Annotated in this window: 20 protein-coding genes and 1 tRNA gene; 16 read left to right on the forward strand and 5 right to left on the reverse strand. The window is 67.6% G+C overall.

Annotation, left to right across the window (positions count from 1 at the left end; all coding sequences use genetic code 11):
• Nucleotides 1-102: 102 nt before the first annotated feature.
• Both R8G01_01750 and R8G01_01755 read left to right on the forward strand, forming a co-directional pair.
• Entirely contained in the window at nucleotides 103-1,215 is a 1,113-nt protein-coding gene (locus R8G01_01750; protein MDW3212691.1) for an NAD(P)-dependent alcohol dehydrogenase, read from the forward strand.
• A gap of 60 nt (nucleotides 1,216-1,275) precedes the next feature.
• Nucleotides 1,276-2,091 carry an ABC transporter ATP-binding protein gene (locus R8G01_01755; GenBank protein MDW3212692.1) on the forward strand — a complete coding sequence of 272 codons (816 nt, stop codon included), beginning with the start codon at nucleotides 1,276-1,278 and terminating at the stop codon, nucleotides 2,089-2,091.
• 51 nt (nucleotides 2,092-2,142) lie between these two features.
• On the opposite strand, the gene R8G01_01760 is transcribed toward R8G01_01755, so the two are convergent.
• Nucleotides 2,143-3,141: a hypothetical protein gene (locus R8G01_01760; GenBank protein MDW3212693.1), complete on the reverse strand. Its 999-nt coding sequence runs from the start codon at nucleotides 3,139-3,141 to the stop codon at nucleotides 2,143-2,145.
• A gap of 17 nt (nucleotides 3,142-3,158) precedes the next feature.
• A complete protein-coding gene (locus tag R8G01_01765) occupies nucleotides 3,159-3,824 on the reverse strand; it encodes a GntR family transcriptional regulator (GenBank protein MDW3212694.1) in 666 nt (221 codons plus the stop codon).
• A gap of 158 nt (nucleotides 3,825-3,982) precedes the next feature.
• On the opposite strand from R8G01_01765, the gene R8G01_01770 reads away from it, so the two are divergent.
• From R8G01_01770 to R8G01_01810, 9 genes are all read left to right on the forward strand, one after another.
• Nucleotides 3,983-5,434 (forward strand): aminobutyraldehyde dehydrogenase, encoded by a 1,452-nt coding sequence (locus tag R8G01_01770; protein MDW3212695.1) that lies wholly within the window; start codon nucleotides 3,983-3,985, stop codon nucleotides 5,432-5,434.
• A gap of 103 nt (nucleotides 5,435-5,537) precedes the next feature.
• Nucleotides 5,538-6,476 carry a ferritin-like domain-containing protein gene (locus R8G01_01775; GenBank protein MDW3212696.1) on the forward strand — a complete coding sequence of 313 codons (939 nt, stop codon included), beginning with the start codon at nucleotides 5,538-5,540 and terminating at the stop codon, nucleotides 6,474-6,476.
• A gap of 65 nt (nucleotides 6,477-6,541) precedes the next feature.
• Nucleotides 6,542-7,453: a hypothetical protein gene (locus R8G01_01780; protein MDW3212697.1), complete on the forward strand. Its 912-nt coding sequence runs from the start codon at nucleotides 6,542-6,544 to the stop codon at nucleotides 7,451-7,453.
• Between the two features lie 8 nt (nucleotides 7,454-7,461).
• The gene (locus tag R8G01_01785) at nucleotides 7,462-8,286 is read left to right on the forward strand and encodes a creatininase family protein (GenBank protein MDW3212698.1); all 825 of its coding nucleotides are present in this window, start codon (nucleotides 7,462-7,464) and stop codon (nucleotides 8,284-8,286) included.
• Nucleotides 8,287-8,332: 46 nt separating this feature from the next.
• A complete protein-coding gene (locus tag R8G01_01790; protein ID MDW3212699.1) occupies nucleotides 8,333-9,415 on the forward strand; it encodes a Zn-dependent alcohol dehydrogenase in 1,083 nt (360 codons plus the stop codon).
• 130 nt (nucleotides 9,416-9,545) lie between these two features.
• Complete coding sequence (locus tag R8G01_01795) at nucleotides 9,546-11,018, forward strand: aldehyde dehydrogenase family protein (GenBank protein MDW3212700.1); 1,473 nt, start codon at nucleotides 9,546-9,548, stop codon at nucleotides 11,016-11,018.
• Between the two features lie 42 nt (nucleotides 11,019-11,060).
• Entirely contained in the window at nucleotides 11,061-11,753 is a 693-nt protein-coding gene (tenA, locus tag R8G01_01800) for a thiaminase II (GenBank protein MDW3212701.1), read from the forward strand.
• 46 nt (nucleotides 11,754-11,799) lie between these two features.
• Nucleotides 11,800-12,210, forward strand: a complete 411-nt coding sequence (locus R8G01_01805; protein ID MDW3212702.1) for a RidA family protein — start codon at nucleotides 11,800-11,802, stop codon at nucleotides 12,208-12,210.
• Complete coding sequence (locus R8G01_01810; protein ID MDW3212703.1) at nucleotides 12,197-13,270, forward strand: putative sulfate exporter family transporter; 1,074 nt, start codon at nucleotides 12,197-12,199, stop codon at nucleotides 13,268-13,270. Before R8G01_01805 ends, R8G01_01810 begins: the two co-directional genes overlap by 14 nt.
• A gap of 639 nt (nucleotides 13,271-13,909) precedes the next feature.
• On the opposite strand, the gene R8G01_01815 is transcribed toward R8G01_01810, so the two are convergent.
• The 3 genes from R8G01_01815 to R8G01_01825 all read right to left on the reverse strand — a co-directional run bounded on the left by R8G01_01815 (nucleotide 13,910) and on the right by R8G01_01825 (nucleotide 17,983).
• Nucleotides 13,910-14,362, reverse strand: coding sequence for a transposase (locus tag R8G01_01815; protein ID MDW3212704.1), 453 nt, complete (start codon nucleotides 14,360-14,362; stop codon nucleotides 13,910-13,912).
• Between the two features lie 543 nt (nucleotides 14,363-14,905).
• Entirely contained in the window at nucleotides 14,906-16,006 is a 1,101-nt protein-coding gene (locus R8G01_01820) for a tyrosine-type recombinase/integrase (GenBank protein ID MDW3212705.1), read from the reverse strand.
• Nucleotides 16,007-16,180: 174 nt separating this feature from the next.
• Nucleotides 16,181-17,983, reverse strand: coding sequence for a hypothetical protein (locus R8G01_01825; protein ID MDW3212706.1), 1,803 nt, complete (start codon nucleotides 17,981-17,983; stop codon nucleotides 16,181-16,183).
• Between the two features lie 156 nt (nucleotides 17,984-18,139).
• Here R8G01_01825 and R8G01_01830 point away from each other — a divergent pair.
• From R8G01_01830 to R8G01_01850, 5 genes are all read left to right on the forward strand, one after another.
• Nucleotides 18,140-18,213, forward strand: a tRNA-Gly gene (locus tag R8G01_01830).
• 113 nt (nucleotides 18,214-18,326) lie between these two features.
• Nucleotides 18,327-19,043, forward strand: coding sequence for a DUF2786 domain-containing protein (locus tag R8G01_01835; protein ID MDW3212707.1), 717 nt, complete (start codon nucleotides 18,327-18,329; stop codon nucleotides 19,041-19,043).
• Nucleotides 19,040-19,510, forward strand: a complete 471-nt coding sequence (locus R8G01_01840; protein MDW3212708.1) for a hypothetical protein — start codon at nucleotides 19,040-19,042, stop codon at nucleotides 19,508-19,510. Before R8G01_01835 ends, R8G01_01840 begins: the two co-directional genes overlap by 4 nt.
• A gap of 45 nt (nucleotides 19,511-19,555) precedes the next feature.
• Nucleotides 19,556-19,885: a hypothetical protein gene (locus R8G01_01845; protein ID MDW3212709.1), complete on the forward strand. Its 330-nt coding sequence runs from the start codon at nucleotides 19,556-19,558 to the stop codon at nucleotides 19,883-19,885.
• A 185-nt stretch (nucleotides 19,886-20,070) separates the two neighbouring features.
• Entirely contained in the window at nucleotides 20,071-20,718 is a 648-nt protein-coding gene (locus R8G01_01850; GenBank protein MDW3212710.1) for an SDR family oxidoreductase, read from the forward strand.
• The last annotated feature ends 11 nt before the right edge of the window (nucleotides 20,719-20,729 follow it).

Here is a 20,729-nt window from a genome sequence, read left to right on the forward strand (position 1 = left end):
GCTCGTGCGGTTCGCACGGGAGCGCTAGGTCTGGTATCTTAGATCCCACATGCGCCGTGTCAAACTGTGGCGGATGAATCAGCCGATGAGACGGAGGTACTGATGGAGACGACGACAGCAGCGGTGATCCGTGAGTCCGGAGGGCAGTTCCAGCTCGAAGACCTCGCGCTCGACGACCTGCGTCCCCACGAGATCGTGGTGAGGGTCGCGGGCGCCGGAATCTGCCACACCGACCTCATCTGCCGCGACCAGTGGTTCCCGGTGCCGCTCCCACTCGTGCTGGGTCACGAGGGCTCCGGCGTCGTCGAGGCGGTGGGTTCGGAGGTGACGCGCGTCGCCGAGGGCGACCGTGTGGTGATGAGCATCAACTCGTGCGGGCACTGCGAGTTCTGCCGGACGGCACCCCCTGGGTACTGCGTCCACCACTACGACCTGAACTTCTCGGGCCGGCGGCCCGATGGCTCGGCAACCCTGCGCGACCGCGACGGCACCGACGTCAACGGACACTTCTTCGCCCAGTCGTCGTTCGCGACGCGGGCGGTCGCAACCGAATACAACGTCGTCAAGGTCGACGACGACCTCCCCCTCGAGCTGCTCGGACCCCTCGCCTGCGGCATCCAGACCGGTGCCGGCTCGGTCTTCAACTCGCTCGGGGTGAAGCCGGGTTCGTCGATCGCCGTGTTCGGAACCGGTGCCGTCGGCCTGAGTGCGATCATGGCCGCCGCTGCGCTCGGCGCGACGCGGATCATCGGGGTGGACGTGCACGATTCCCGGCTGGCGACCGCGACCGACCTCGGAGCAACCGATGTCGTCAACGGGTCGACGACGGACTCCGCCGCTGCGATCGCCGAGCTCACCGATGGCCGGGGTGTCGACTACACCCTCGAGACCACGGCGGTCCCCGCCGTCGCTCGACAAGCGGTCGAGTCACTCGCACTCCTCGGGACCTGTGGACTCGTCGGTGTGCCGCCGGCGCGTACCGAGCTGGCACTCGACTATCACAGCGTCCTGTTCGGCAGGTTCGTCCGTGGCATCATCGGTGGCGATGCTCGGGCCCACCTGTTCATCCCGCTCTTGCTCGACCTCTGGCGCCAGGGTTCGTTCCCGTTCGACAAGCTGATCACCACCTATCCGCTCGATCAGATCAACCAGGCCGCCCACGACGCCGAGACCGGTGTGGCCATCAAGCCAGTCATCGTGATGCCGACGGCCTGATCGCCCGATCGGACGCGGCACGAACCACCAAGCACCTCCAGCATCGAGAAAGTGACGACCATGACCATGACCGACACCGATCAGCCCCCGGCGTTCGAGCTCCGCGAGGTCTCGAAGCGCTTCTCGACCAAGAAAGGTCAACTCCCCGTCGTCCGCAGTGTCGAGATGCACGCCCGTCGGGGGGAGTTCATCAGCATCATCGGTCCGAGCGGCTGCGGCAAGAGCACCCTGTTCAAGATGATCGCCGGCCTCGAACAGCCGAGTGACGGCGAGATCAGGGTCGACGGCCATCTCGCGACCGGGCACACCGAAGAGTTCGCCTACATGCCACAGAAGGACCTCCTGTTTCCCTGGCGGACGATCCTCGACAACACGACGATGGGGCTCGAGGTGCAGGGGATGAGCCGATCGGCGGCGCGGGCTAAGGCCCGGCCCCTGTTCGAGACCTTCGGTATCGCTGGATTCGAGGACTCGTACCCGTGGCAGCTGTCCGGCGGGATGCGTCAGCGCGCGGCGCTGCTGCGAACCGTGGTCCAGGACCGCCCGGTGCTCTTGCTCGACGAGCCCTTCGGTGCACTCGATTCACTGACACGGGTCGAGATGCAGGAGTGGTTGACCGAGGTCTGGGAACAGTTCCGATGGACCGTGGTGTTGATCACCCACGACATCCGAGAGGCGGTCTTCCTGTCGGACCGCGTCTATGTCCTGACGGCGCGGCCGGCGGGGGTGCGCGAGGTCCACGAGATCGATCTCGAGCGTCCACGCGACCTCGGCGTCGTCACCGACGCGCGGTTCGCCCAGTTCGAGGCCAGCCTGCTGGAAGCGCTGCGCGAAGAGTCGAGGGTGTCGCACGCACAAGACGACGTCGCACCCTGACCCGGCGTCACCCGCGGTCGACGTGCCTCGACCGACGTCAGGGGACCGACGTCAATGTGTCGACGTGTCGACCGACGTCATGATCGAGGTCGCGTCGACGGCGACGCCGTCGAGGGTCAGGGTCGCGTCGCGCATGACGCAGTCGAGGTGTGCCACGGCGGGGACCGCGCCGCCGTACGCGATCGAGTTGCCGAGTGCGATGTGCGCGGTACCGAGTGCGGACTCGGTTTCCATCGCCACGTCGCAAACACGGCCCGCCGGATTGAGCCCGAGTGACACCTCGGCAAAGTTCGTCATCCGGGGATCGTCACAGCGTTCGAGCATCGCGGTCAGTCGCTCGCTCTCCGGGCCCTCGACGTTCACGAGTCGTCCCTCGTCGAAGGTCAGGACGACCGGTTCCGGCAACGGCCCGACACCCATGAACAACAGGTCGGCGTCGATCACGGCAATGCCGTGGGTCGTCCCCTCGACCGGAGCGGTGCCGGCTTCGATGTCCGGCGGTGCCATATAGCTGCCCGACGTTCGGCAGATGCCGTGCAACACCCGGCCGGGACGGTCGGTGACGATGCCGCTGAGCGAGGTACCGGCGGGCGTTGTGAGGGAGAACTCGGTGGCGGCGTTCCAGCGCTCGCCGACCTGTTCGGCGGCGGCGCGCAGTTCGTCGAAGTCGACCGACATCGGCCCCCCGGGGCGAAAGGTCTCGAGCCGAACGCCGGGCATCGCAAGGTAGCGCACCCCGATGTCGGTCGCGTCGCGTCGCGCCTGGTTCGAGCCGATGAAGACCGAGGTCAGTTCGATCACGGCGTCGCTGTGCTTGATCGCCGCGGCGACGGCGATCGGCACGTCGGACCCGGGGATCACCGCGCGGGGCATCTCGAGGACGACCGGTACCGCCTCGGAGGCATCGATCCCGGTGACCAGCGCATCGACGACTCGACGATCGGTGTCGGAGTCGACCAGCACCGTGACCTGCTCGCCGGCCGCCACACCGAGGCAGCGGTGGAGGGCGTTGTGGATCGCTGGGCCACCAGGATGCGCTGGTGAGGTCATCGTGTGATGCGCCCGGCTCAGCTGCCGTCGGCGAGTGCGAGCGCGAGCACCCGGTCCAGATGGTTCGTGAGCAGCTCGGCGGCGCGGTCTCTGTCGCGTTCTGCGAGTGCATCGACGATCGCGAGGTGCTCGTCGGTCGAGTCCTCGACACTATTGGTCAGCGACCCACTGATCGATCGCATCCGGGCGAGCGGCCCACCGAGCGCTGCGTACGAGCGACTCAGCCATGGGTTGTCGGCGAGGTCGATCAGGCCCGTGTGGAAGTCGCCGATCCGGCGCAGTGCGCCTTGATGGTCGCCGGCGGCCTCGGATGTCGCGCCCTGTGTGGCCAGTGCGCGCAAACCCTCGATCGATTCGAGGGTCGCATGCTCGGCGACTCGGCGCGCGGCGGCGATCTCGAGGACCGCCCTGACCTCCATCAGGTCGCGGGCGTCGGAGTCACGGGTTTCGGCCGCGAAGGTCCCCTTGAACGGGATCGTCTCGACGAGACCTTCCTGCTCGAGGCGGGTGAGTGCGTGGCGGATCGGTGTCTTGGAGATGCCGAGTTGGGAGACCAGCCAGTTCTCCGAGATCGGGGCGCCAGGCGGGAGGCGAAGGTCGGTGATCGCCTGTCGGATCTCGTCGTATGCGGTGTCCTTCAACTGTGATGACTGCAGCGGCGTCAATGCGGCCGGGTTACTCATTCTGGTTCCCTTCTTCGCCCATGGTGGATCGCCCGACCGGCTGGCTCGATCGGCGGTGTGATGGGTCGGTGGTTGTTCGAATGGAGCCAGCCAATCATACAATCCCTGCGTGCCGGGTACGGTATCTTAGATCCCGGCAAACGACACAGGAGTGAAACATGATGGAAACACACCCCACGTTGGCGCTGCCACAGCAGGGGATCTGGTTGGGTGGCGAACTGGTGTCGGCGGGTGGTGCGCCACGCCGACTGGTCGACCCGGCGAGCGGTGCCGTCCTCGCCGAGATCGCCGACGCGGACGTCGCCGATGTCGATCACGCGGTCACCGCGGCGGTTGGTGCCCGCGCTGCGTGGGCCCGGACGACGCCGGCTGACCGAGCGTTGGTCCTCCTTCGCCTCGCCGACCGCATCGAGGCCGACATCGACAATCTGGCCATGCTCGAAGCGGCTAACACCGGTAAGCCGCTGGCGGCAGCGGCCGCGGAGATACCGTTCGCGGTCGACAATCTCCGCTTCTTCGCCGGTGCTGCCCGGACCCCGACGACGCAGGCGGCGGGCGAGTATGTCGCGGGCTACACCTCGATGCTGCGTCGTGAGCCGGTTGGTGTCGTCGCGGCGATTGCCCCGTGGAACTACCCGCTGATGATGGCGATCTGGAAGATCGGGCCCGCCCTCGCGGCGGGGAACCCGGTCGTGCTGAAGCCGGCGGAGTTGACCCCGCTGACCGCGCTGCGCCTCGCCGAGCTCGCCGCCGACGTCGTCCCACCCGGGGTGTTCAGTGTCGTGACCGGCGACGGGGCGACGATCGGTTCGCACCTGGTCGCCCACCCGGAGGTGGCGATGATCACCCTGACCGGTGAGGTCACGACCGGACAGGCGATCGCGACCGCCGCCGCGAACCGGCTTGCCCGAACCCATCTCGAGTTGGGTGGCAAGGCCCCGATGATCGTGTTCGCCGACGCAGACGTGGAGGCGGTGGCGTTGCTGGCAGCGATGTGCGGCTTCGGCAACACGGGTCAGGACTGCACGGCGGCCTGCCGCGTCCTCGTCGCTCCCCAGATCCACGATGCGGTCGTCGAGGCGACCACCGCGGCCGCGGAGGGGGTGGTCGTCGGGGCACCCTTCGACGACGGTGCCGAGATCGGGCCGCTGATCTCCTCCGAGCACCGCGAGCGCGTCGCCGGCTTCGTCGACCGCGCCGTCGCCGCCGGTGCGCGAGCGACGATCGGCGGAGGATCACCCGATCGTGACGGGTGGTACTTCGAGCCGACGGTGCTCGTCGGCGCCGACCACGACGCCGAGATCGTCCAGCGCGAGGTCTTCGGGCCCGTCGTCACGGTGCACCCGGTCGACGAAGGAGACCTGGTCGAGATGGCGCAGGCGGTGCCGTATTCGCTGGCGGCCAGCGTCTGGACCGGTGACGTCGGTCGGGCGATGCGGGTTGCCCGCGACCTCCACGTCGGCACGGTGTGGATCAACGACCACTTTCCCTTGATCTCGGAGATGCCGCACGGTGGATTCGGGTTGTCGGGCCACGGCAAGGATCTGTCGGCGGCATCGGTTGATGCCTATTCCGACCTCAAGCACGTGGTGGTCAATCTCGATCGCTGAATCAGGGGTTCTCGGGGTTGCGCTTGCCGAGGTGACCTCGATGAGCTAGCGTGTGAGATCTCAGATCTTGGACCCGGGTTCTCCCCGGTGAGTGAGGAGCATGATGACGTACACACTGGCACCGGTCGGCAGCGGCCGATCTCACGCGGTACTGGACCTGCCGGACCAGAACCTGCCACTCGAACTCGACGACGGCGTCGCCGGGGTTCGGACCCTGTACCGGCGAGCAAAGGCCGGTGAGTGGAATCCCGCGACCGACATCGACTGGGACCGACTCGACATCTCGAAGTACACCGACGAGCAGCTCTTCGCCGCCCGCCAGTACTGGTCGCGCCGGGCGTGGGGCGAGTACGGCGCGATCTCCGAGAGCCCGGCGCTGCTGCTTCGCTACGTCAAGGAGCGCCGCGAACCCGATCTCGCGATGTTCTGGACGATCCGGACCCAAGAAGAAGTCCGCCACGCCGACGTCTGCCGACGGATGGCTGACCATCTGGGCGGCTACCTCCCCGAACCGGTGAGCAAGGACCTCGAAGGGTCGGTCGCGACCCACGGCGTCCGAGGGATGAGCTTCGATGCCGACACCTCCCTCGAAGCGATCTTCGCCGCCCTGATCTGTTGCGCGGAGGTGATCGCGTACGACGTGTTCCGAGCACTGATCAAGATCACGACGGATCCGGTCGCGAAGCAGATCCTCCAGCTCATCTTCCGTGACGAGGTGCGACATTGCGAGTTCGGGTGGCAGTACATGGACTATCGCGTCCCGAACATGACACCGGCAGAACTCGACGAGGTGCGCGACAAGGTCGTCTGGATGATGGAGGCGGTCGAACTCAAGGGCTACCACTCGGCCTGGTTGGCCCCAGACCCCGACCTGTCCGAGATCGAGGCCGACCGGATCGTGTACGAGGCCGGCCTCGGGGCCACGGTCGAAGAGCTCGAGCTGCCGATCTTGACCGAATCGGTCGCCGGGATCCGCGACCGCATGCGCGGCTGGGGCATCGAGCTCCCACCGTTCCACCATCCCAAGACCGGCACCTTCTGAGCCCGAACCACGGGCGGCACCACCGACCTCGCACCACGAGCCCCACCACCAATCAAGGAATCACGATGACGTCAACGATGATCGCGACCGACCGGCAACACGAGTTCGCGCTCGGCACCGAGCAGCGCTTCCCGCTCGCGCTCGAATCCACACTCCCCGCCATCTGGGACGCGTACGAGCGTTCGCTGGTCGATGTCTGGGACCCAGAGGCTGCGGTCCATTGGGACCGACTCGACGTCGCGGCGTGGGACGCCGACCAACGCGCTGCCGGTGCACTGGTGTGGAGCCATCTCGCGTGGGTCGAGTTTCCGGCCATCGCCGAGTCCGAAGCGACCCTGGTTCGAGCCTGCCTCGACCTCGGCGTCGACATCGACATCAAGTACTGCTTGTCGATGCGGGCGGTGGAACGCGCCCGCTCCACCGACTACGGGCACCTCCTGGCGTCTCGCCTCGATCACTACGAGTCGGGGTCCGACGACTCGGTCCTCGCCGGTCTGCTCGACGACGACCTCGCGCGACGAGTCCTCCACGTCGACACCGATCTCGATGCGTATCTCGCTGCCCACGTCCTCGCCCAGGCGATCGTCGACCTCCGGATGTGGGAGGCCACGGGTCGCCAGGCGGTGGCGCCGATCGCGAACGTCGTCGAGCTGATCGTGCGTGACAAGGCCCGGATGGTGGACGTTGCGGAACTCCATCTCGCCCACACCTTGCCATCACGGGATCAGGCCGATCGTGTGATGATCGCCGGTGTGGTCGAACACGTCATGAACAACGAAGAGGCCGCCGGACGACGCGTGCCTGCCCTGCTCTCCGATGGCCCCCTCCGAGACCGGCTCCTCGCGGCGCACGGCATCGCCTCGTCAGCTGGCCTCGGCGGCGTCACCGACGATGCCCAATCCTCGATCTTCCGTGACGCATCCGGTGAGGTCACCCAGCGGCTGGCCGCGATCGGCGTCGACGTGTCGATCGGGTGAGCGCGCCGATGCCCACCCGACTCGCGGAGCTGACCTGGCCCGAGGTCGAGTCGCTCGCGACTGCAGACGCCGTGGTGATCGTTCCGGTCGGCACGATCGAGCAGCACGGACCTCATCTCCCGCTCGATACCGACAACCGGATCGCGGAGGGGTTCGCGTCCCGCGCCGTGCGGGCGTCGGAGCCATCGACCGTGATCGTCGGCCCGACCGTGCCGTTCGGTCTGAGTGAGCACCTCGCCGACTTCCCGGGTGCGGTGTTTCACTCGACCGACACCCTGATCGCGGTACTGACCGAGGTCTTCGTCGCCCTGGCACGCTCGGGGTTCCGTCGCGTCCTCGCGGTCAACGGCCACGGATCGAACGTCGCTCCCCTCGACCTCGCGTCGCGCGAGGCACTGTTCCGTTGCCCCGACCACCTGTTCGCGTCGGTCTCGTGGTGGGAACTCGCCGATGTCCGCGACGTCGCCGTCGAGCGGGGACCGGCGACCACCGCCAGTCACGCCTGCGCGTTCGAAACCTCCTTGATGATGGCCTTGGCACCCGAGCTGGTCCATCCCGACCGGATGGAGCCCGGGCAGGCGTTCCCGACATCACCCCACATCTGGAGGGACACGCTCGGGCGTCAACCCGACGAGAAATCCAAGCGGCCGATCCATATCACCGAGCCGTGGAGCGGGTGGTCCGACAACGGGGTGCGCGGCGACCCTCGCGGGGCATCCGCGGAACTCGGCGAGGCGATGCTCGATGCCGGGGGTGCCGAACTGGCCGCCGTGGTGTCCGAGCTGCGCGCCCGCGCGATCATGACCGCCCGCTCGGTGTCATCGGACCACTGAGCCGCCGCGGTTCGACGACCATCCCCACCCAACAAGGAGTAGACCCATGAAAGCAGCCGTCTTGCGCTCGGTGCCCGGCACCATCACCATCGAGGATGTCGCGATCGACCGTCCCGGTCCGCGCGAAGTGCTCGTCCGGACGTCGGCAGCCGGTGTCTGTCACAGTGACAAGCACTACCTGACCGGCGCCTACGACACGCCGGTACCGACGGTGATGGGCCACGAGTCGGCCGGCATCGTCGAGGCGGTCGGGGACCAGGTGACCTATGTGCAGCCCGGGGACCATGTCATCACCTCGTTGTCGGTGTTCTGCGGCCACTGCGAGTACTGCTTGAGTGGGCGGATGGCGTTGTGCCCCCACGAGGACACGATGCGACCACCGGGTGCGGCCCCTCGACTGTCGCAGAACGGCGAGGAGATGTACCAATACGCCGACGTCTCGTCGTTCGCCGAGCAGTTGCTGGTGCATGAGCACGCCCTCGTCAAGGTCCACCCGGAGATGCCCCTCGACCGCGCCGCGTTGATCGGTTGTGCGGTCACGACGGGCCTCGGCGCGGTGTTCCGGACCGCTCGGGTCTCGCCCGGTGAGACCGTTGCGGTGATCGGCTGTGGTGGGGTCGGACTGAGCGCGATCCAAGGAGCTCGCATCGCGGGTGCCGGCCGGATCATCGCGATTGACATCGTCGACGCCAAGCTCGACATGGCCAAGACCTTCGGGGCGACCGACGTCGTCAACTCGTCGTCGTCCGATCCGGTCGCGGAGGTGATCGAGATGACCCAAGGTGGTGTCCACCACGGGTTCGATGCGATCGGGCTCGCGTTCACCCCGGGCCAGGCGTTCGGGATGCTGCAGCCAGGTGGGACCGCGACGGTGATCGGCATGATCCCGCTCGGGACCAAGATCGAGCTGCCCGGCGTCGACTTCCTGGCCGAGAAGCGGATCCAGGGATCCTGTATGGGGAGCAACCAGTTCCGGATCGATGCCCCACGATTCGTCGACTTCTACTTCGACGGCCGACTGGATCTCGATTCGCTGGTGACGGGTCGTGTCCCGCTCGACCAGGTCGGTGACGCCCTCGATGCGCTCGGCGGTGGCGAGGTCGCCCGAACCGTCGTGACCTTCGACTGACGGCGCCACCGGAGCCGGTCAACGTGGTGGTGGGTCATCGGTTTCACGAGACGATGTCCATCATCTAAGATCTAAGATGTCAACTTTGGATGGGTCGCCATCGGGCCCAGCTACGTGAAAGGCGAACAGCATGCAACTCCTCGATCCCGTCAACCGGTTCGTCGCCGCCGACCGCGGTGGCCTGATCGGAGGCGAGTGGGTCCCGGGCTCCGGTGGCACCATCGACGTCGAGAACCCCGCGACGGGAACGATCCTGACCTCCGTCGCGAACATGACCGCGACCGATGTCGACGCAGCTGTCGACGCGGCGCGCCGGGCGCTCCCGGTCTGGCGAGGACTCCCACCCACCGAGCGAGCCCAGCTGATGTGGCGGCTCGGTGACCTGATCGCCGAGCGCGCCGACGAACTCGCCCAGCTCGACGCGCTCGACAACGGCAAGACGGTCGGTGACGCGCTCGCCGTCGACCTCCCCCTCACGATCGAGATCTTCCGGTACTACGCCGGGTGGGTGACCAAGATCGAGGGACGCCAACTCCCCATCTCGATCCCCGACTTCCATGCGTACACCCGTCGGGAGCCGATGGGCGTCGTCGGTGCGATCGTGCCGTGGAACTTCCCCCTCCTGATGTGTGCCTACAAGCTCGGACCGGCATTGGCGGCCGGGAACACCGTGGTGCTGAAACCGGCCGAGCAGACCCCCCTGTCGGCGCTCCGTCTCGGCGAGCTCATCATCGAGGCCGGCTTCCCGCCCGGCGTCGTGAACATCATTACTGGCGACGGCCCGACGACCGGCGCCCCACTCGCGGCTCACACGGGGGTCGACAAGGTGTCGTTCACCGGCGACTACCAGACCGGCCGCAAGATCCTCGATGCCTCCCAGGGCAACCTCAAGCGCGTCACCCTCGAACTCGGCGGCAAATCGCCCAACATCGTGTTTCCCGACGCACAACTCGAGGCCGCCGTCGACGGAGCGTTCGGGTCGGTCTTCTTCAACCAGGGTCAGTGCTGCATCGCTGGATCACGCTTGTTCGCGCACGAGGCGATCGCCGACGAACTCGTCGAACGGCTGGTGGCCAAGGCTGAGGGGATCGTGCTGGGCAGCGGGCTCGACGACCGGACTGACATGGGGCCGCTTGTGTCGGCGGTCCAACTCGATCGGGTCCTCGGCCACGTCGAACGAGCCCGACAAGATGGGGCGACGGTACTGACCGGCGGTGAACGCGGCGAGGGGACCCTTGCCGCAGGCCACTTCGTGCGACCGACCGTGGTGACCGACGTCGATTCGTCGATGCCGATCATGAACGACGAGGTGTTCGGCCCGGTCGTCGCGGTCTCCCGGTTCACCGACGAGGCCGACGTGGTCGAGCGCGCCAACGACATCCGGTTCGGCCTCGCAGCGGGCATCTGGACCACTGACGTACGGCGCACCCACCGCGTCGCGGCGGCGCTGCAAGCCGGCACCGTGTGGGTCAACACCTATGGCATGTTCGACGTCGCCGCGCCCTACGGGGGCTACAAGATGAGTGGCTACGGTCGTGAACTCGGCGAGGAGTCGCTCGACGCCTACCTCCAATCCAAGACGGTGTGGGTCAACCTCGCCTGAATGCGACCACCGCTGACGAACCGAATGACGAGGAGTCGACAGATGCCGACCTTTGCTGACCAACTGCGCGCACCGAACGACGACATCTGGAACGCCCTGCTCGCCAACCGGTTCGTCGCCGCGATGGCCGACGGAACCCTTCCCCCCGACGCGTTCCGCTACTACATCGAGCAGAACCTGTACTACCTCCCCGAATATGCACGAGCGATGGGGCTCGGCCTCGCCCGGGCCACCTCCGACGCTGTCATGGCCCGGTTCGCCCGATCGTTGGCCCAGATCGTCGACGTCGAACTCGGCAACAACCAGGCCCTACGTGATGCCGTCGTCGACCTCGGCGCCGGTGACCACGGAGGCGCGCTCGAGATGGCGCCGGCGACCCAGGCGTACACGAACTTCCTGCTGGCGACGGCATCGACCGGCGACGAGGTCGACGTCCTGGCGGCGATCCTGCCGTGTGCGTGGAGTTATCGCGAGATCGCGATCCAGTACCGGGACCCGGTGCAACACCCGGTCTACAGCGATTGGTTGCGGTTCTTCTCGAGCGACGAGTACTCGAACTACCTCGAACGGCTGCTCGACGAACTCGACGACCTCGTCGGCCCAGTCGCACCCGAGCGCTTGTCGCGCCTCGGCCACCTGTTCCGGACCGGGGCGCGCTACGAGCTCGCATTCTGGGAGCAGGGATTCACCCTGTCGACCTGGCCCGACCGGTCCCCGAACAGGTCGGCACGATGAACGGTGTGGCGACCAGCGCGACGCCAGCCAGCGAAAGGACCAACTGATGTACCGCACTCCCGTCGTCCCCCAGGGCGTGACCCCGCCGCTCGGCGCCTACTCGCCCGCGATCTCGCTCGACGTCGGCGACACCCGACTGGTGTTCGTCAGCGGGCAGATCCCGCTCGACCCGAACGGCGTCCTCGTCTCCGACGACATCGAGGATCAGACCCGGTTCGTGTTCGATCAGATCGCGGCGGTGCTCGCCGCAGCTGGTGGGACCCTCGATGACCTCGTCAAGGTGCAGATCTATCTCACCGACATCGGCGAGTATCCAGCGGTGTCCGCGATCCGGAACGAGTATCTCGCGGCGTCGAGACCGGTGAGCACCCTGATCGAAGCACCAACTCTGGTCCACCCGGGCTGCCGGATCGAGATCGATGCGGTGGCCGCTGTCGCGGCCGATGTCAGCGCCTGACGCCCGCCGCAAGTGGCCGGTCACCGCCGTCGGTCACCGGGTTGGGGACCGGTCGCGGGAGGCCGGAACGTCGATCGCCGATGTCGGGCCCGGACTGGTCGTCGCCGTCGCGATCGCACTCCTAGCGGTTGCAGTCCACGACCGCGTCGAGCTCGCGTCCGCCCATGTCGTCAGCGTCGGCCTGGCACTCGTCATCGGCAACCTCGGCCTGCTCCCCGTCGCCGCCCGCCCAGGCCTCGCGTTCGCCTCGAAGCACGTCTTGCGAGTCGGTGTCGTGTTCGTCGGGTTTCGACTCTCGATGTCGGACCTGTTGTCACTCAGTGCCCGCGGGTTGGTGCTGGTGGTCGCGGTCGTCGCGACGAGCTTCATGCTCACCAGGTGGGTTGCGGCGAAGCTGGGCCTCTCCCGGCCGCTCGGCCTGCTCTTGGCGACGGGGACCTCAATCTGTGGGGTGTCCGCGATCGCTGCCGCCGCGCCCGCCGTCCGACCCCGCGATGACGAACTCGCCTACGCGATCGGGCTCGTCACCCTCTGTGGGACGCTGGCGATCGGGCTCGTTCCCGCACTCGGCTCGATCCTCGGGCTCGGTGACTCGACGCTCGGAGCGTGGATCGGCGCCTCGATCCATGATGTCGGACAGGTGGTCGCCGCGGCGTCGACGACCAACGAACGCTCGCTCGAGATCGCCGTGGTCGTCAAGCTCGCCCGCGTCCTCATGCTGGCTCCGGTGCTCGCAGCGCTCACCATCGCCGATCGACGCGATCCCGATCGCGTCGGCGAGGTCGGGCGCGAGCGGACTCCCCTGGTGCCTGGGTTCATCGCCGCGTTCATCGTCGCCGTGGCCATCCGGTCGTCGGGGGTGATGCCGTCCTCGCTGCTCGGCGACATCCGCGACCTCGAGACCATCCTGTTGGCGGCCGGCTTGGCGGGCGCCGCAGCCGGAGTCTCGCTCAACCGCCTCCGGCGCCTCGGGGCGCGTCCGCTCGTGGCCGGTCTCGTCAGTTGGGCCCTCGTCCTGATTGTCACCTTAGTCGGTTCGTCGCTCGCGTTCGGAGCCTGACATCCGCGCTGAGCTTGCCGGCGTGGCGTTGCGTTCGGTCCCCCGCGAGAGGCGCGACCAGATACGCCGACGGAACCCGTCCGGCAGTCGCCGCCGCCACGCACGTGGCCCAACCCGACCTCGCGGCAGTCGAACCTGTACCTCCGCACTCGACCATCGCCGCACGGGAACCACGCTCGCCGGTCCGTGGGGCGTGTTCGTCGATCCGGGCGGTCAACTTGGCCTCGATCAGCCGCTGGAATGCAGCCGCCAAGATGTCGGCGATCGAGTTCGTTAGGGTGCCGTCGGTGCCGAGCAGTCGACTCGACAGATCCGACAGGGCAGACTTGTGGATGGTCATCATGCAGTGTTCCTCTCAGATGCTTGGTCGCTGTTGAAGCGCACGACGGCCATGAGAACCTGGCTATGCCGACGAACTCTTGCACCACGAGTTAGGACTCACTCTCAAGCGCTGCAGCGTCGGCTGCGCAAGCGCGACATCGACACCTGTCCAGCATCCGAGCCACCGCCGACGACCCCGACAACCACCGCGCACTCTTTGCCCGGCACAACCGCGCAGTCTTCGGGCAGCACCGACAGGCTCGCCGCGCCGCGCCTCGAATCCGACCGAACCACCCCTTGACAACCAAGCGGCTTCGTTCAGAGGCACGCATATCGGCATGAGCCGATGACCGATCGGGGAGGGACACACGCCGTCGAGTGGTCGGTGCTGCCTGCTGCATGTCGTCGAAGACGGCGTCGGTGATCCGGCTGATCGTGTCCGGGGGAGATGTCGGTGTCGTAGATCTCCGCGAGGTGCGCCAGGATGTCGCCGGTCGTCATGCCCTTCGCATACAACGAGATCACGTTCCCGCTGAACCCGTCGAGACGACGCTGCCCCTTCGGGATCGTCGCCGGCTCGAAGCTCGCGTTGCGGTCCCGCGATACGTCGAGTCGGACCTTGCCGACCTCGGTTGTCACCGTCTTCGGATACGAGCCGTTGCGAGAGTTGCCGGTGTTGCGCCCATCGGCAGCGTGGCGTTCATAGCCGAGGTGATCGGTCATCTCGACCTCCAACCCGGTCCGCAACTCCTGCTGCACCAGCGCGGTCAAACAGTCCGTCGTCGCCGGTCAACTCGACGCCGTCACGGCGAGCCCGCTCCACGAGCTCGGCCGCCCACTCGCGCATCGCCGGCTCGTCTCCCACCAACCGGACACTACGCGGCGGCCCCGCCCGACCCGACGGGGTCGATCCGTTCGTTGTCGTGATGTCTGTGTTCGTAGTCATCGGAGTGATCCTCTCCAGCCCACCCCTTCCGGTGGTGGACCCCTCAGATCACGTCCCGGTTAAACACCGAATCGGACGGTCCCCCGATCGACCCGTCAGGGTTTGGCACTTATCATGCGACACGCGTGGATGACGCGCGATATGCGTTGCTACGTAGCGGGACCGACGGCGATGGCGCGTGAGCCGTTCGTGGAGGTTGGATCTTGCGAAACAACTGGGCATCCGGGCCAACCGCCCCGGGTGGGGTCACTAGAAACCGCGTCGGCGGCTCCTCCCTTGTGCCTGTCCAGGCGGGGTGACGATGGCTGCGACTGCCATGAAACCCGCGCCAACGCCGCGAGCCGTGGCGCGACGAGGTGTCCCTCTGGCTATGTCCTCGGGGCCGCCGACAGGCGGGCGCCGATCGCGTCGGCGATCTCGCGGTCTCGATCTTCTGCGGCCTTCAGGTACCGCAGGGCGGCGTTGCTGGATTGGTGACCCATCCTGGCCATCACTTCGCGTAGCGAGCCGCCGGCGCTCGCGGCTGCGGTGCCGGCAAGGTGTCGGAGGTCGTGAAAGCGGACCGAGTCGTCGATGCCGGCCTCGCGCTTGGCGCGAACCCAGTACGGGGAGAAGTACCGGCGGAGCAACAGGCTTCCCTTCGCGGACCTGAACACCATCGCCTCGTCACCGGGCTCCACGAACTCATGCATGTGAGCCTCGAGCAGATCGCAGATCACCGGGGGGACCGTGACCGTGCGATACGCGGCAAGCGACTTCGGCGGGCCGAAGGTGGCACCGACACCCTTCGCCGATGTGAGTGCTCGGTCCACGCGGATCGTTCCCGCTTCGAGATCCACGCGCTTCCGGTCGAGTGCTGCCAGCTCGCCGAAGCGAAGCCCGGCAACCGCCGCGGTCCACACCATTGCGCTGAACCTCGGGTCGATCGCCTCCGCCAGTCGCTCGACCTCGTCCCAGTCGAGCAGCGGTCGCTCTGCGATTCGCTCGGTCGAGGCTCCCTTGATAGCGACGGGATTGGAGCGGAGCATTCCGTCCTCGACCGCGGTTGCCATGATCGTTCGGAACATCCGGTACACCTTGGCGACCGTGTTCGCACTCAACCCGGAGCGGTTCATGCGTCCGTGCCACTGGCGTACGTCGTAGGCCGTGATCTCGCCGAGCTGTGCGTGTCGGAACGTCTTCAGGATGTGGTCGAGCTGCGACTCGTACGTCTCACGGGTGCGCGGTCGAAGCTGGCGGTCGGCGAGCCATTGCTTCGCAAACCGCTCGAACGGAACGTCGCCGTTCGCCTGTTCGACGTGAACGCCACGCTTGAGTTCGGTCTCGACCGACGACAGCCACGCGCGTGCCTCCCGCTTTGTGGCGAACGTGGAGTCCGCCGCGACCTGCCGACCGAGGTGGTAGTAGCGCGCTTGGTAGCGGCCGCTCGACGTCTGACGGATCGTGCCGAAAGGGCGTGCTCGTGCCACGAGTTACCTCCAGTGTCCGGAGTTCTAGGCATTTTCTAGGCATAGACGCCGGGTTGCACTCGACGCACCTGAGCCTGTTAGCCAGTCTACCAGGACTTATGGAGTGGAGCGGACGACGGGAATCGAACCCGCATCATCAGCTTGGAAGGCTGGTGGGGCGAATGATCCCGCCGTCTACGAGTCCGTGAACCAGATGCGGTCGATGTCGACGGTTCTTCCTTCGAGGGTGATGGGGTCGAACCGCAGGCGGACGATCTTGCCGTTCCAGTCGGGCATCGTCGAGAGGTCGAGTACGTAGTCGTGGAACTCGCCGTCGTCGACCAGGTCGAAGATCAACAGCTTCCGCCCGTCGTAATCGGCGTCGTCGTCGGTCACGAAGAAGAGTTCGGCAGCCACGTCCTCCGGCCCCGGTTCGGCACGCAGGCGGATGCGCAGCGTCGAGAACTCGGCGGGCAGGTTCAGCGCCGGCGACAGGAAGATCGGGTCGCCGCCCGACGACCGGAACGTCAGGCTCCCATCGGCGACCACGGGGTCGGCGATGTCGAACTCGGGGATCCAACCCTCGAAGTCGTCGCCCGTGTCGAACGTCCAGTCGGGTGCGGTGATCTCCACGTCCTGCACCTCGACCGGGAAGCGCAGCAGGTCGCGGTCGAGGCTGTTCCCGCCGAAGTTGAAACGCGACACGTAGAAGTACATCTGGCCGTCGCTCGTCGAGAAGTTGAGTGACGGGCTGTCGGGGTCGATGATCGCCGGGTACGCATGGACGGTGTCGTTGTCGGGGTCGCCGACCGACGGGTTGATCGGCAAGTCGATGAGCAGCTGGCGCGTCGACCAGGTGACCAGGTCGGGCGACGTCGAGTAGTAGAAGCCCCAGTCGGTACCGCCGGCGCCTGGCGAGGCGGACGCGCCGACCATCACGTACTGCCCGAGCGCCTCGTCGAACACGATGCTCTCGTTGATGCCCCCGCTGAGCTGGGGGAATGCGAGCGGCTCACACTTGTCGTCGTCGGGGTCGACGGGCTCGAGGTACGGGTTCTTCCACACACCGGCGAACTCGTCGCCGTCCCAGAACCGCCACGACGACGGGTCGGCGAGGTCGTCCGTGCGCATCGCGCACACCCACTGTCGCTCCGCCGGCTGATCGCTCACGTTGCCGAACAGGTAGAAGAACCCGTCGGGCCCCTCGATGATGTTGCTGGGCTGCCGGATCCCCGACGGCACCGAGTCGTCGATGTACTCGTACGGCAGCGACGCGATCAGGTGGTTCGGTGGGGGAGCGATGTCGGTGAACGAGTCACCGCCGTCGGTCGAGACGGCCATCGTGAACGACGTGTCGAGGCACGGGAGCCGCTGCCCCGAAGGGCACTGGCCCGGCCGGGCACCCGTGTGGGTGTCGCCGCGATACTCGTTGTGCACGACCGCGTAGATCGTCTCGCCGTCGAACGTGAACGGCGCCCCCATCCACTCGGAGTCGTTGAACTGCGCCGGGTCGGGATCGAAGTCGGACGACATCTGGACCGTCCCGCAATCGGAGGTCAGCTCGTTCAGGTTCGGTCCGACCATGCTGTACGTGTTCCAATGCCCGATCGTCAGGTGCACCTCACCGGCGGCGTCGCGATACGCCCGCGCGGCGATGTCGGGGATGTGCTCGGGCTCGCACTGGTCGGTGGTCCAGTCGAACACGACCTCCTCCGGCCCGGACACCACGATCCGCTGTTCGATGATCGGATCGGGGGAGCGCGGCGCCTGCGTGGTCGTCGGCGCCGGCGCGGTGGTCGGGGCCGTGGTCGGCCGGCTCGTGGTGGTGGGTACGTCGGAGGTGGTCGTTGCGGTCGTTCCGTCGGTGGTGGCCGTGGTCCCGGCCGTTTCGGCGGTGGTCGGGGCCGGACCGGCGTCGTCGCCCCCGGAGCAGGCGGTCAGCGCCAACACCGCTGCTGCAACCCCCGCTGTCTTCGTCCGCCATCGGTCGACCGACATCATGACCTCCCTGTGCCGGGTCCATGATGGCCGATCGCCGATCACGATTCGGGGGTTTCATGCGCCACCACCACGTGCCTCGGTACGTTCACCGGTCGACACAGTCGATCGCCGTGGGAGTGATCGCACAAGTGCCGCTATCGTGTCGGCTGCATTGCGGGTGTAGCTCAATGGTAGAGCCGCAGGTTTCCAACCTGCTGACCGGGGTTCGATTCCCCGTACCCGCTCCATCGGAGCAGAGCCCCGACCTCACGGTCGGGGCTCTCGCATGTGGGGCCCGACGGGTCGGTCCGCACGAGGGTGCCCGCAACCCTGTGGCAGCCCTCTGCGAAGATGTGGTCGCATGACTCCCGACACGCTCGACGCCGGCCTGCTCGCCAAGGTCCGCAAGCTGCTCGCCATGGCCGAGCGGTCGCCGAACCCCAACGAAGCCGACGCGTTCTCACGCAAGGCCGCCGAGCTGATCGCCGCGCACCGGATCGACCCCGAACGGTTGCGGGCCGAGGCCGACGACGCGCTCTCGGTGCTCGAGGTCGCACTCGGTCGCGGTGCCTACGTGCGCGGTCGGCTCGGGCTGCTGCAGGTCATCGCCGAAGCGCACGGTTGCCGGGTCGTGTTCGAGGTGCGCGACCGGGGCACCGTCGCCTTCGTCGCCGGGTTCCGGAGCGACCTTGACACCACCGAGTTGCTCTACAACTCGCTCCACACCCAGGCATCGTCACGGATGGCGGGCGAGAAGCGTGCCACCGGTGCCGCCACGCAGCAATGGCGCCGGTCGTTCCTGTTCGGCTTCGCCGACGAGATCCGCCAGATGCTCGACGCCTCGGCCAGAGAAGCGAAGCGGCACGTGCATCCCGCGTCGTCGTCGCTGCCGGCGCTGCGGGCACGCGATCGGCGTGTCGCCGAGTTCGCCCGGCAGCGGTGGGGCAGGGTCAGTGCCGCCCGTCGGCCCAAGCCGGCCACCGTCACCGGGTTCGAGGCCGGCCGCCGGGCAGCGGCCCGCGCCGACCTCGGTCGCCGGCGCGTGGGTGGCCTCCGGGCGATCGGGCGAGGTGCATGAGCGCCGACATCGGTCGCGAGGCCGTGTACGCCGCCGAGATCTCGGCGTTCGAGGGCACGTCCTTCGAGTCGGTCACGCCGTTCCCGGAGTTGCTCGAACTCGCAGCGCTGATCGTCGCTGCCGACTGGTGGCCGCACAGCGAGATCGAGGTCGTGCCAGCCCGTGCCGATGCCGGGTCGTCGTCCACCCGTCAGCGCACCGGCGCCGCGCCGGTCGTGCGGCTGGCAGCACCACAGATGACGCCGGCCACCGTCGTCCACGAGTTCGCGCATGTGCTCGCGGGTGTCGGCCAGGGCCACGGCGACGTGTTCCGTCGGGCCCACGTCGATCTCGTCGGCTACGCATTCGGCGACGAGCCCGCCGGCTGGCTGCTCGACGGCTACACCGCGATGGGGCTCGAGCCGGGCCGCCGGGCGTGGGAAGCGCCGCCGGTCCGTCGACACGCAGGCGGGCCGGTCGCACTGTGAGCAGGCGTCCCAGATCAACCACCACCAGTCGAGGAGACTGACACCATGGCATTCGGTCAATCATCAGGTCCCGCCGCGGGTTCGCGGCTCGTCAACGAGTTGCTCGAACTGCTCAACGCCGCCGGCCACAGCGACTTCCGCGATGCGCGCGGACCGATGGGGTTCACGCAGCGTCAGGCGGCCGGCAAGTTCACCGTCGACGAGGCACAGGCCTTCATCGACGAGCTGCAAGAGGCCCAGCACCGTGGTGAGATCCCCGACGCCCCGCCCGCTCCCGAACAGCTGTCGCCTGCCGAACAGGCGATCCGCGAGATCTCCGACGCACTGCTCGCCGCCGAACTCCAGCGGCGCGGTTGGATCGTCGTCGAACCCTGACCACCGCGCCCTGACGCTCGCCCGTCCACGGGGCGAGCGTTTCACCACGAGCTCCGACGGGTACGCCGTCGATGTCCGCGACCCCGAGGAGCCCACGTGCGCACCACGACCCCCCATCACGCCACCGGCGCGACCACCCACGCTGCCGGCCACCACGACGCCGCCCACCGGGCGGTGAGCGGATCATGATCGTCTCCATCGTCGGCGGGCACGGCTCGATCGCCCGTCAGCTCACCCGGCTCCTGGTCGCCCGCGGCCACCGTGTGCGCGGAATCGTCCGCAACGACGATCAGTTCGGCGACCTCCGAGCCGATGGGGCCGAGCCCGTGCTCTGCGACCTCGAGCAGGCGACGTCCGGCGACGTCGACGATGCCCTCCGGGGGAGCGACCTCGTGGTGTTCGCCGCCGGTGCCGGGCCCGACAGCGGCCCCGACCGAAAGCAGTCGCTCGACCGTGACGGTGCCATCAAGTCGGTCGACTCCGCCGTCCGGATCGGTGCCGGTCGGTTCGTGATCATCAGCTCGATGGGGGCCGACGAGCCGCCCGACGACGACGAGACGTTCAGTGTCTACCTCCGGGCCAAGGCCGCCGCCGACGACGCCGTGCGTGAGGCGCACATCGACGCGATCGTGGTGCGACCGGGCAGGCTCACTGACGACGATCCCACGCGAACCGTCGACATCGGCGCCAAGGTCGACCGCGGCGAGATCCCGCGTGCCGACGTCGCCGCCGTGCTCGCCGAACTCGTCGAGGTCGCCGACGGGGTCAACACGACGATCGAAGTCGTGTCGGGTTCGCTCCCGATCCGCAACGCCGTCGCCCAGCTCCTCTGAGCCGCCACGGG

This window comes from Ilumatobacteraceae bacterium, assembly GCA_033344875.1.
Lineage (GTDB): Bacteria > Actinomycetota > Acidimicrobiia > Acidimicrobiales > Ilumatobacteraceae > Ilumatobacter.

What these genes read in the sequence shown, in the direction of transcription:
- R8G01_01805 (MDW3212702.1), top strand. Translation starts at nt 11,800, where the DNA reads ATGTACCGCACTCCCGTCGTCCCCCAGGGCGTGACCCCGCCGCTCGGC.
- R8G01_01785 (MDW3212698.1), top strand. Translation starts at nt 7,462, where the DNA reads ATGCCCACCCGACTCGCGGAGCTGACCTGGCCCGAGGTCGAGTCGCTC.
- R8G01_01775 (MDW3212696.1), top strand. Translation starts at nt 5,538, where the DNA reads ATGACGTACACACTGGCACCGGTCGGCAGCGGCCGATCTCACGCGGTA.
- R8G01_01845 (MDW3212709.1), top strand. Translation starts at nt 19,556, where the DNA reads ATGGCATTCGGTCAATCATCAGGTCCCGCCGCGGGTTCGCGGCTCGTC.
- R8G01_01760 (MDW3212693.1), bottom strand. Translation starts at nt 3,141, where the DNA reads ATGACCTCACCAGCGCATCCTGGTGGCCCAGCGATCCACAACGCCCTC.
- R8G01_01840 (MDW3212708.1), top strand. Translation starts at nt 19,040, where the DNA reads ATGAGCGCCGACATCGGTCGCGAGGCCGTGTACGCCGCCGAGATCTCG.
- R8G01_01790 (MDW3212699.1), top strand. Translation starts at nt 8,333, where the DNA reads ATGAAAGCAGCCGTCTTGCGCTCGGTGCCCGGCACCATCACCATCGAG.
- R8G01_01825 (MDW3212706.1), bottom strand. Translation starts at nt 17,983, where the DNA reads ATGTCGGTCGACCGATGGCGGACGAAGACAGCGGGGGTTGCAGCAGCG.
- R8G01_01795 (MDW3212700.1), top strand. Translation starts at nt 9,546, where the DNA reads ATGCAACTCCTCGATCCCGTCAACCGGTTCGTCGCCGCCGACCGCGGT.
- R8G01_01765 (MDW3212694.1), bottom strand. Translation starts at nt 3,824, where the DNA reads ATGAGTAACCCGGCCGCATTGACGCCGCTGCAGTCATCACAGTTGAAG.
- R8G01_01770 (MDW3212695.1), top strand. Translation starts at nt 3,983, where the DNA reads ATGATGGAAACACACCCCACGTTGGCGCTGCCACAGCAGGGGATCTGG.
- tenA (MDW3212701.1), top strand. Translation starts at nt 11,061, where the DNA reads ATGCCGACCTTTGCTGACCAACTGCGCGCACCGAACGACGACATCTGG.
- R8G01_01755 (MDW3212692.1), top strand. Translation starts at nt 1,276, where the DNA reads ATGACCATGACCGACACCGATCAGCCCCCGGCGTTCGAGCTCCGCGAG.
- R8G01_01750 (MDW3212691.1), top strand. Translation starts at nt 103, where the DNA reads ATGGAGACGACGACAGCAGCGGTGATCCGTGAGTCCGGAGGGCAGTTC.
- R8G01_01835 (MDW3212707.1), top strand. Translation starts at nt 18,327, where the DNA reads ATGACTCCCGACACGCTCGACGCCGGCCTGCTCGCCAAGGTCCGCAAG.
- R8G01_01850 (MDW3212710.1), top strand. Translation starts at nt 20,071, where the DNA reads ATGATCGTCTCCATCGTCGGCGGGCACGGCTCGATCGCCCGTCAGCTC.
- R8G01_01780 (MDW3212697.1), top strand. Translation starts at nt 6,542, where the DNA reads ATGACGTCAACGATGATCGCGACCGACCGGCAACACGAGTTCGCGCTC.
- R8G01_01810 (MDW3212703.1), top strand. Translation starts at nt 12,197, where the DNA reads ATGTCAGCGCCTGACGCCCGCCGCAAGTGGCCGGTCACCGCCGTCGGT.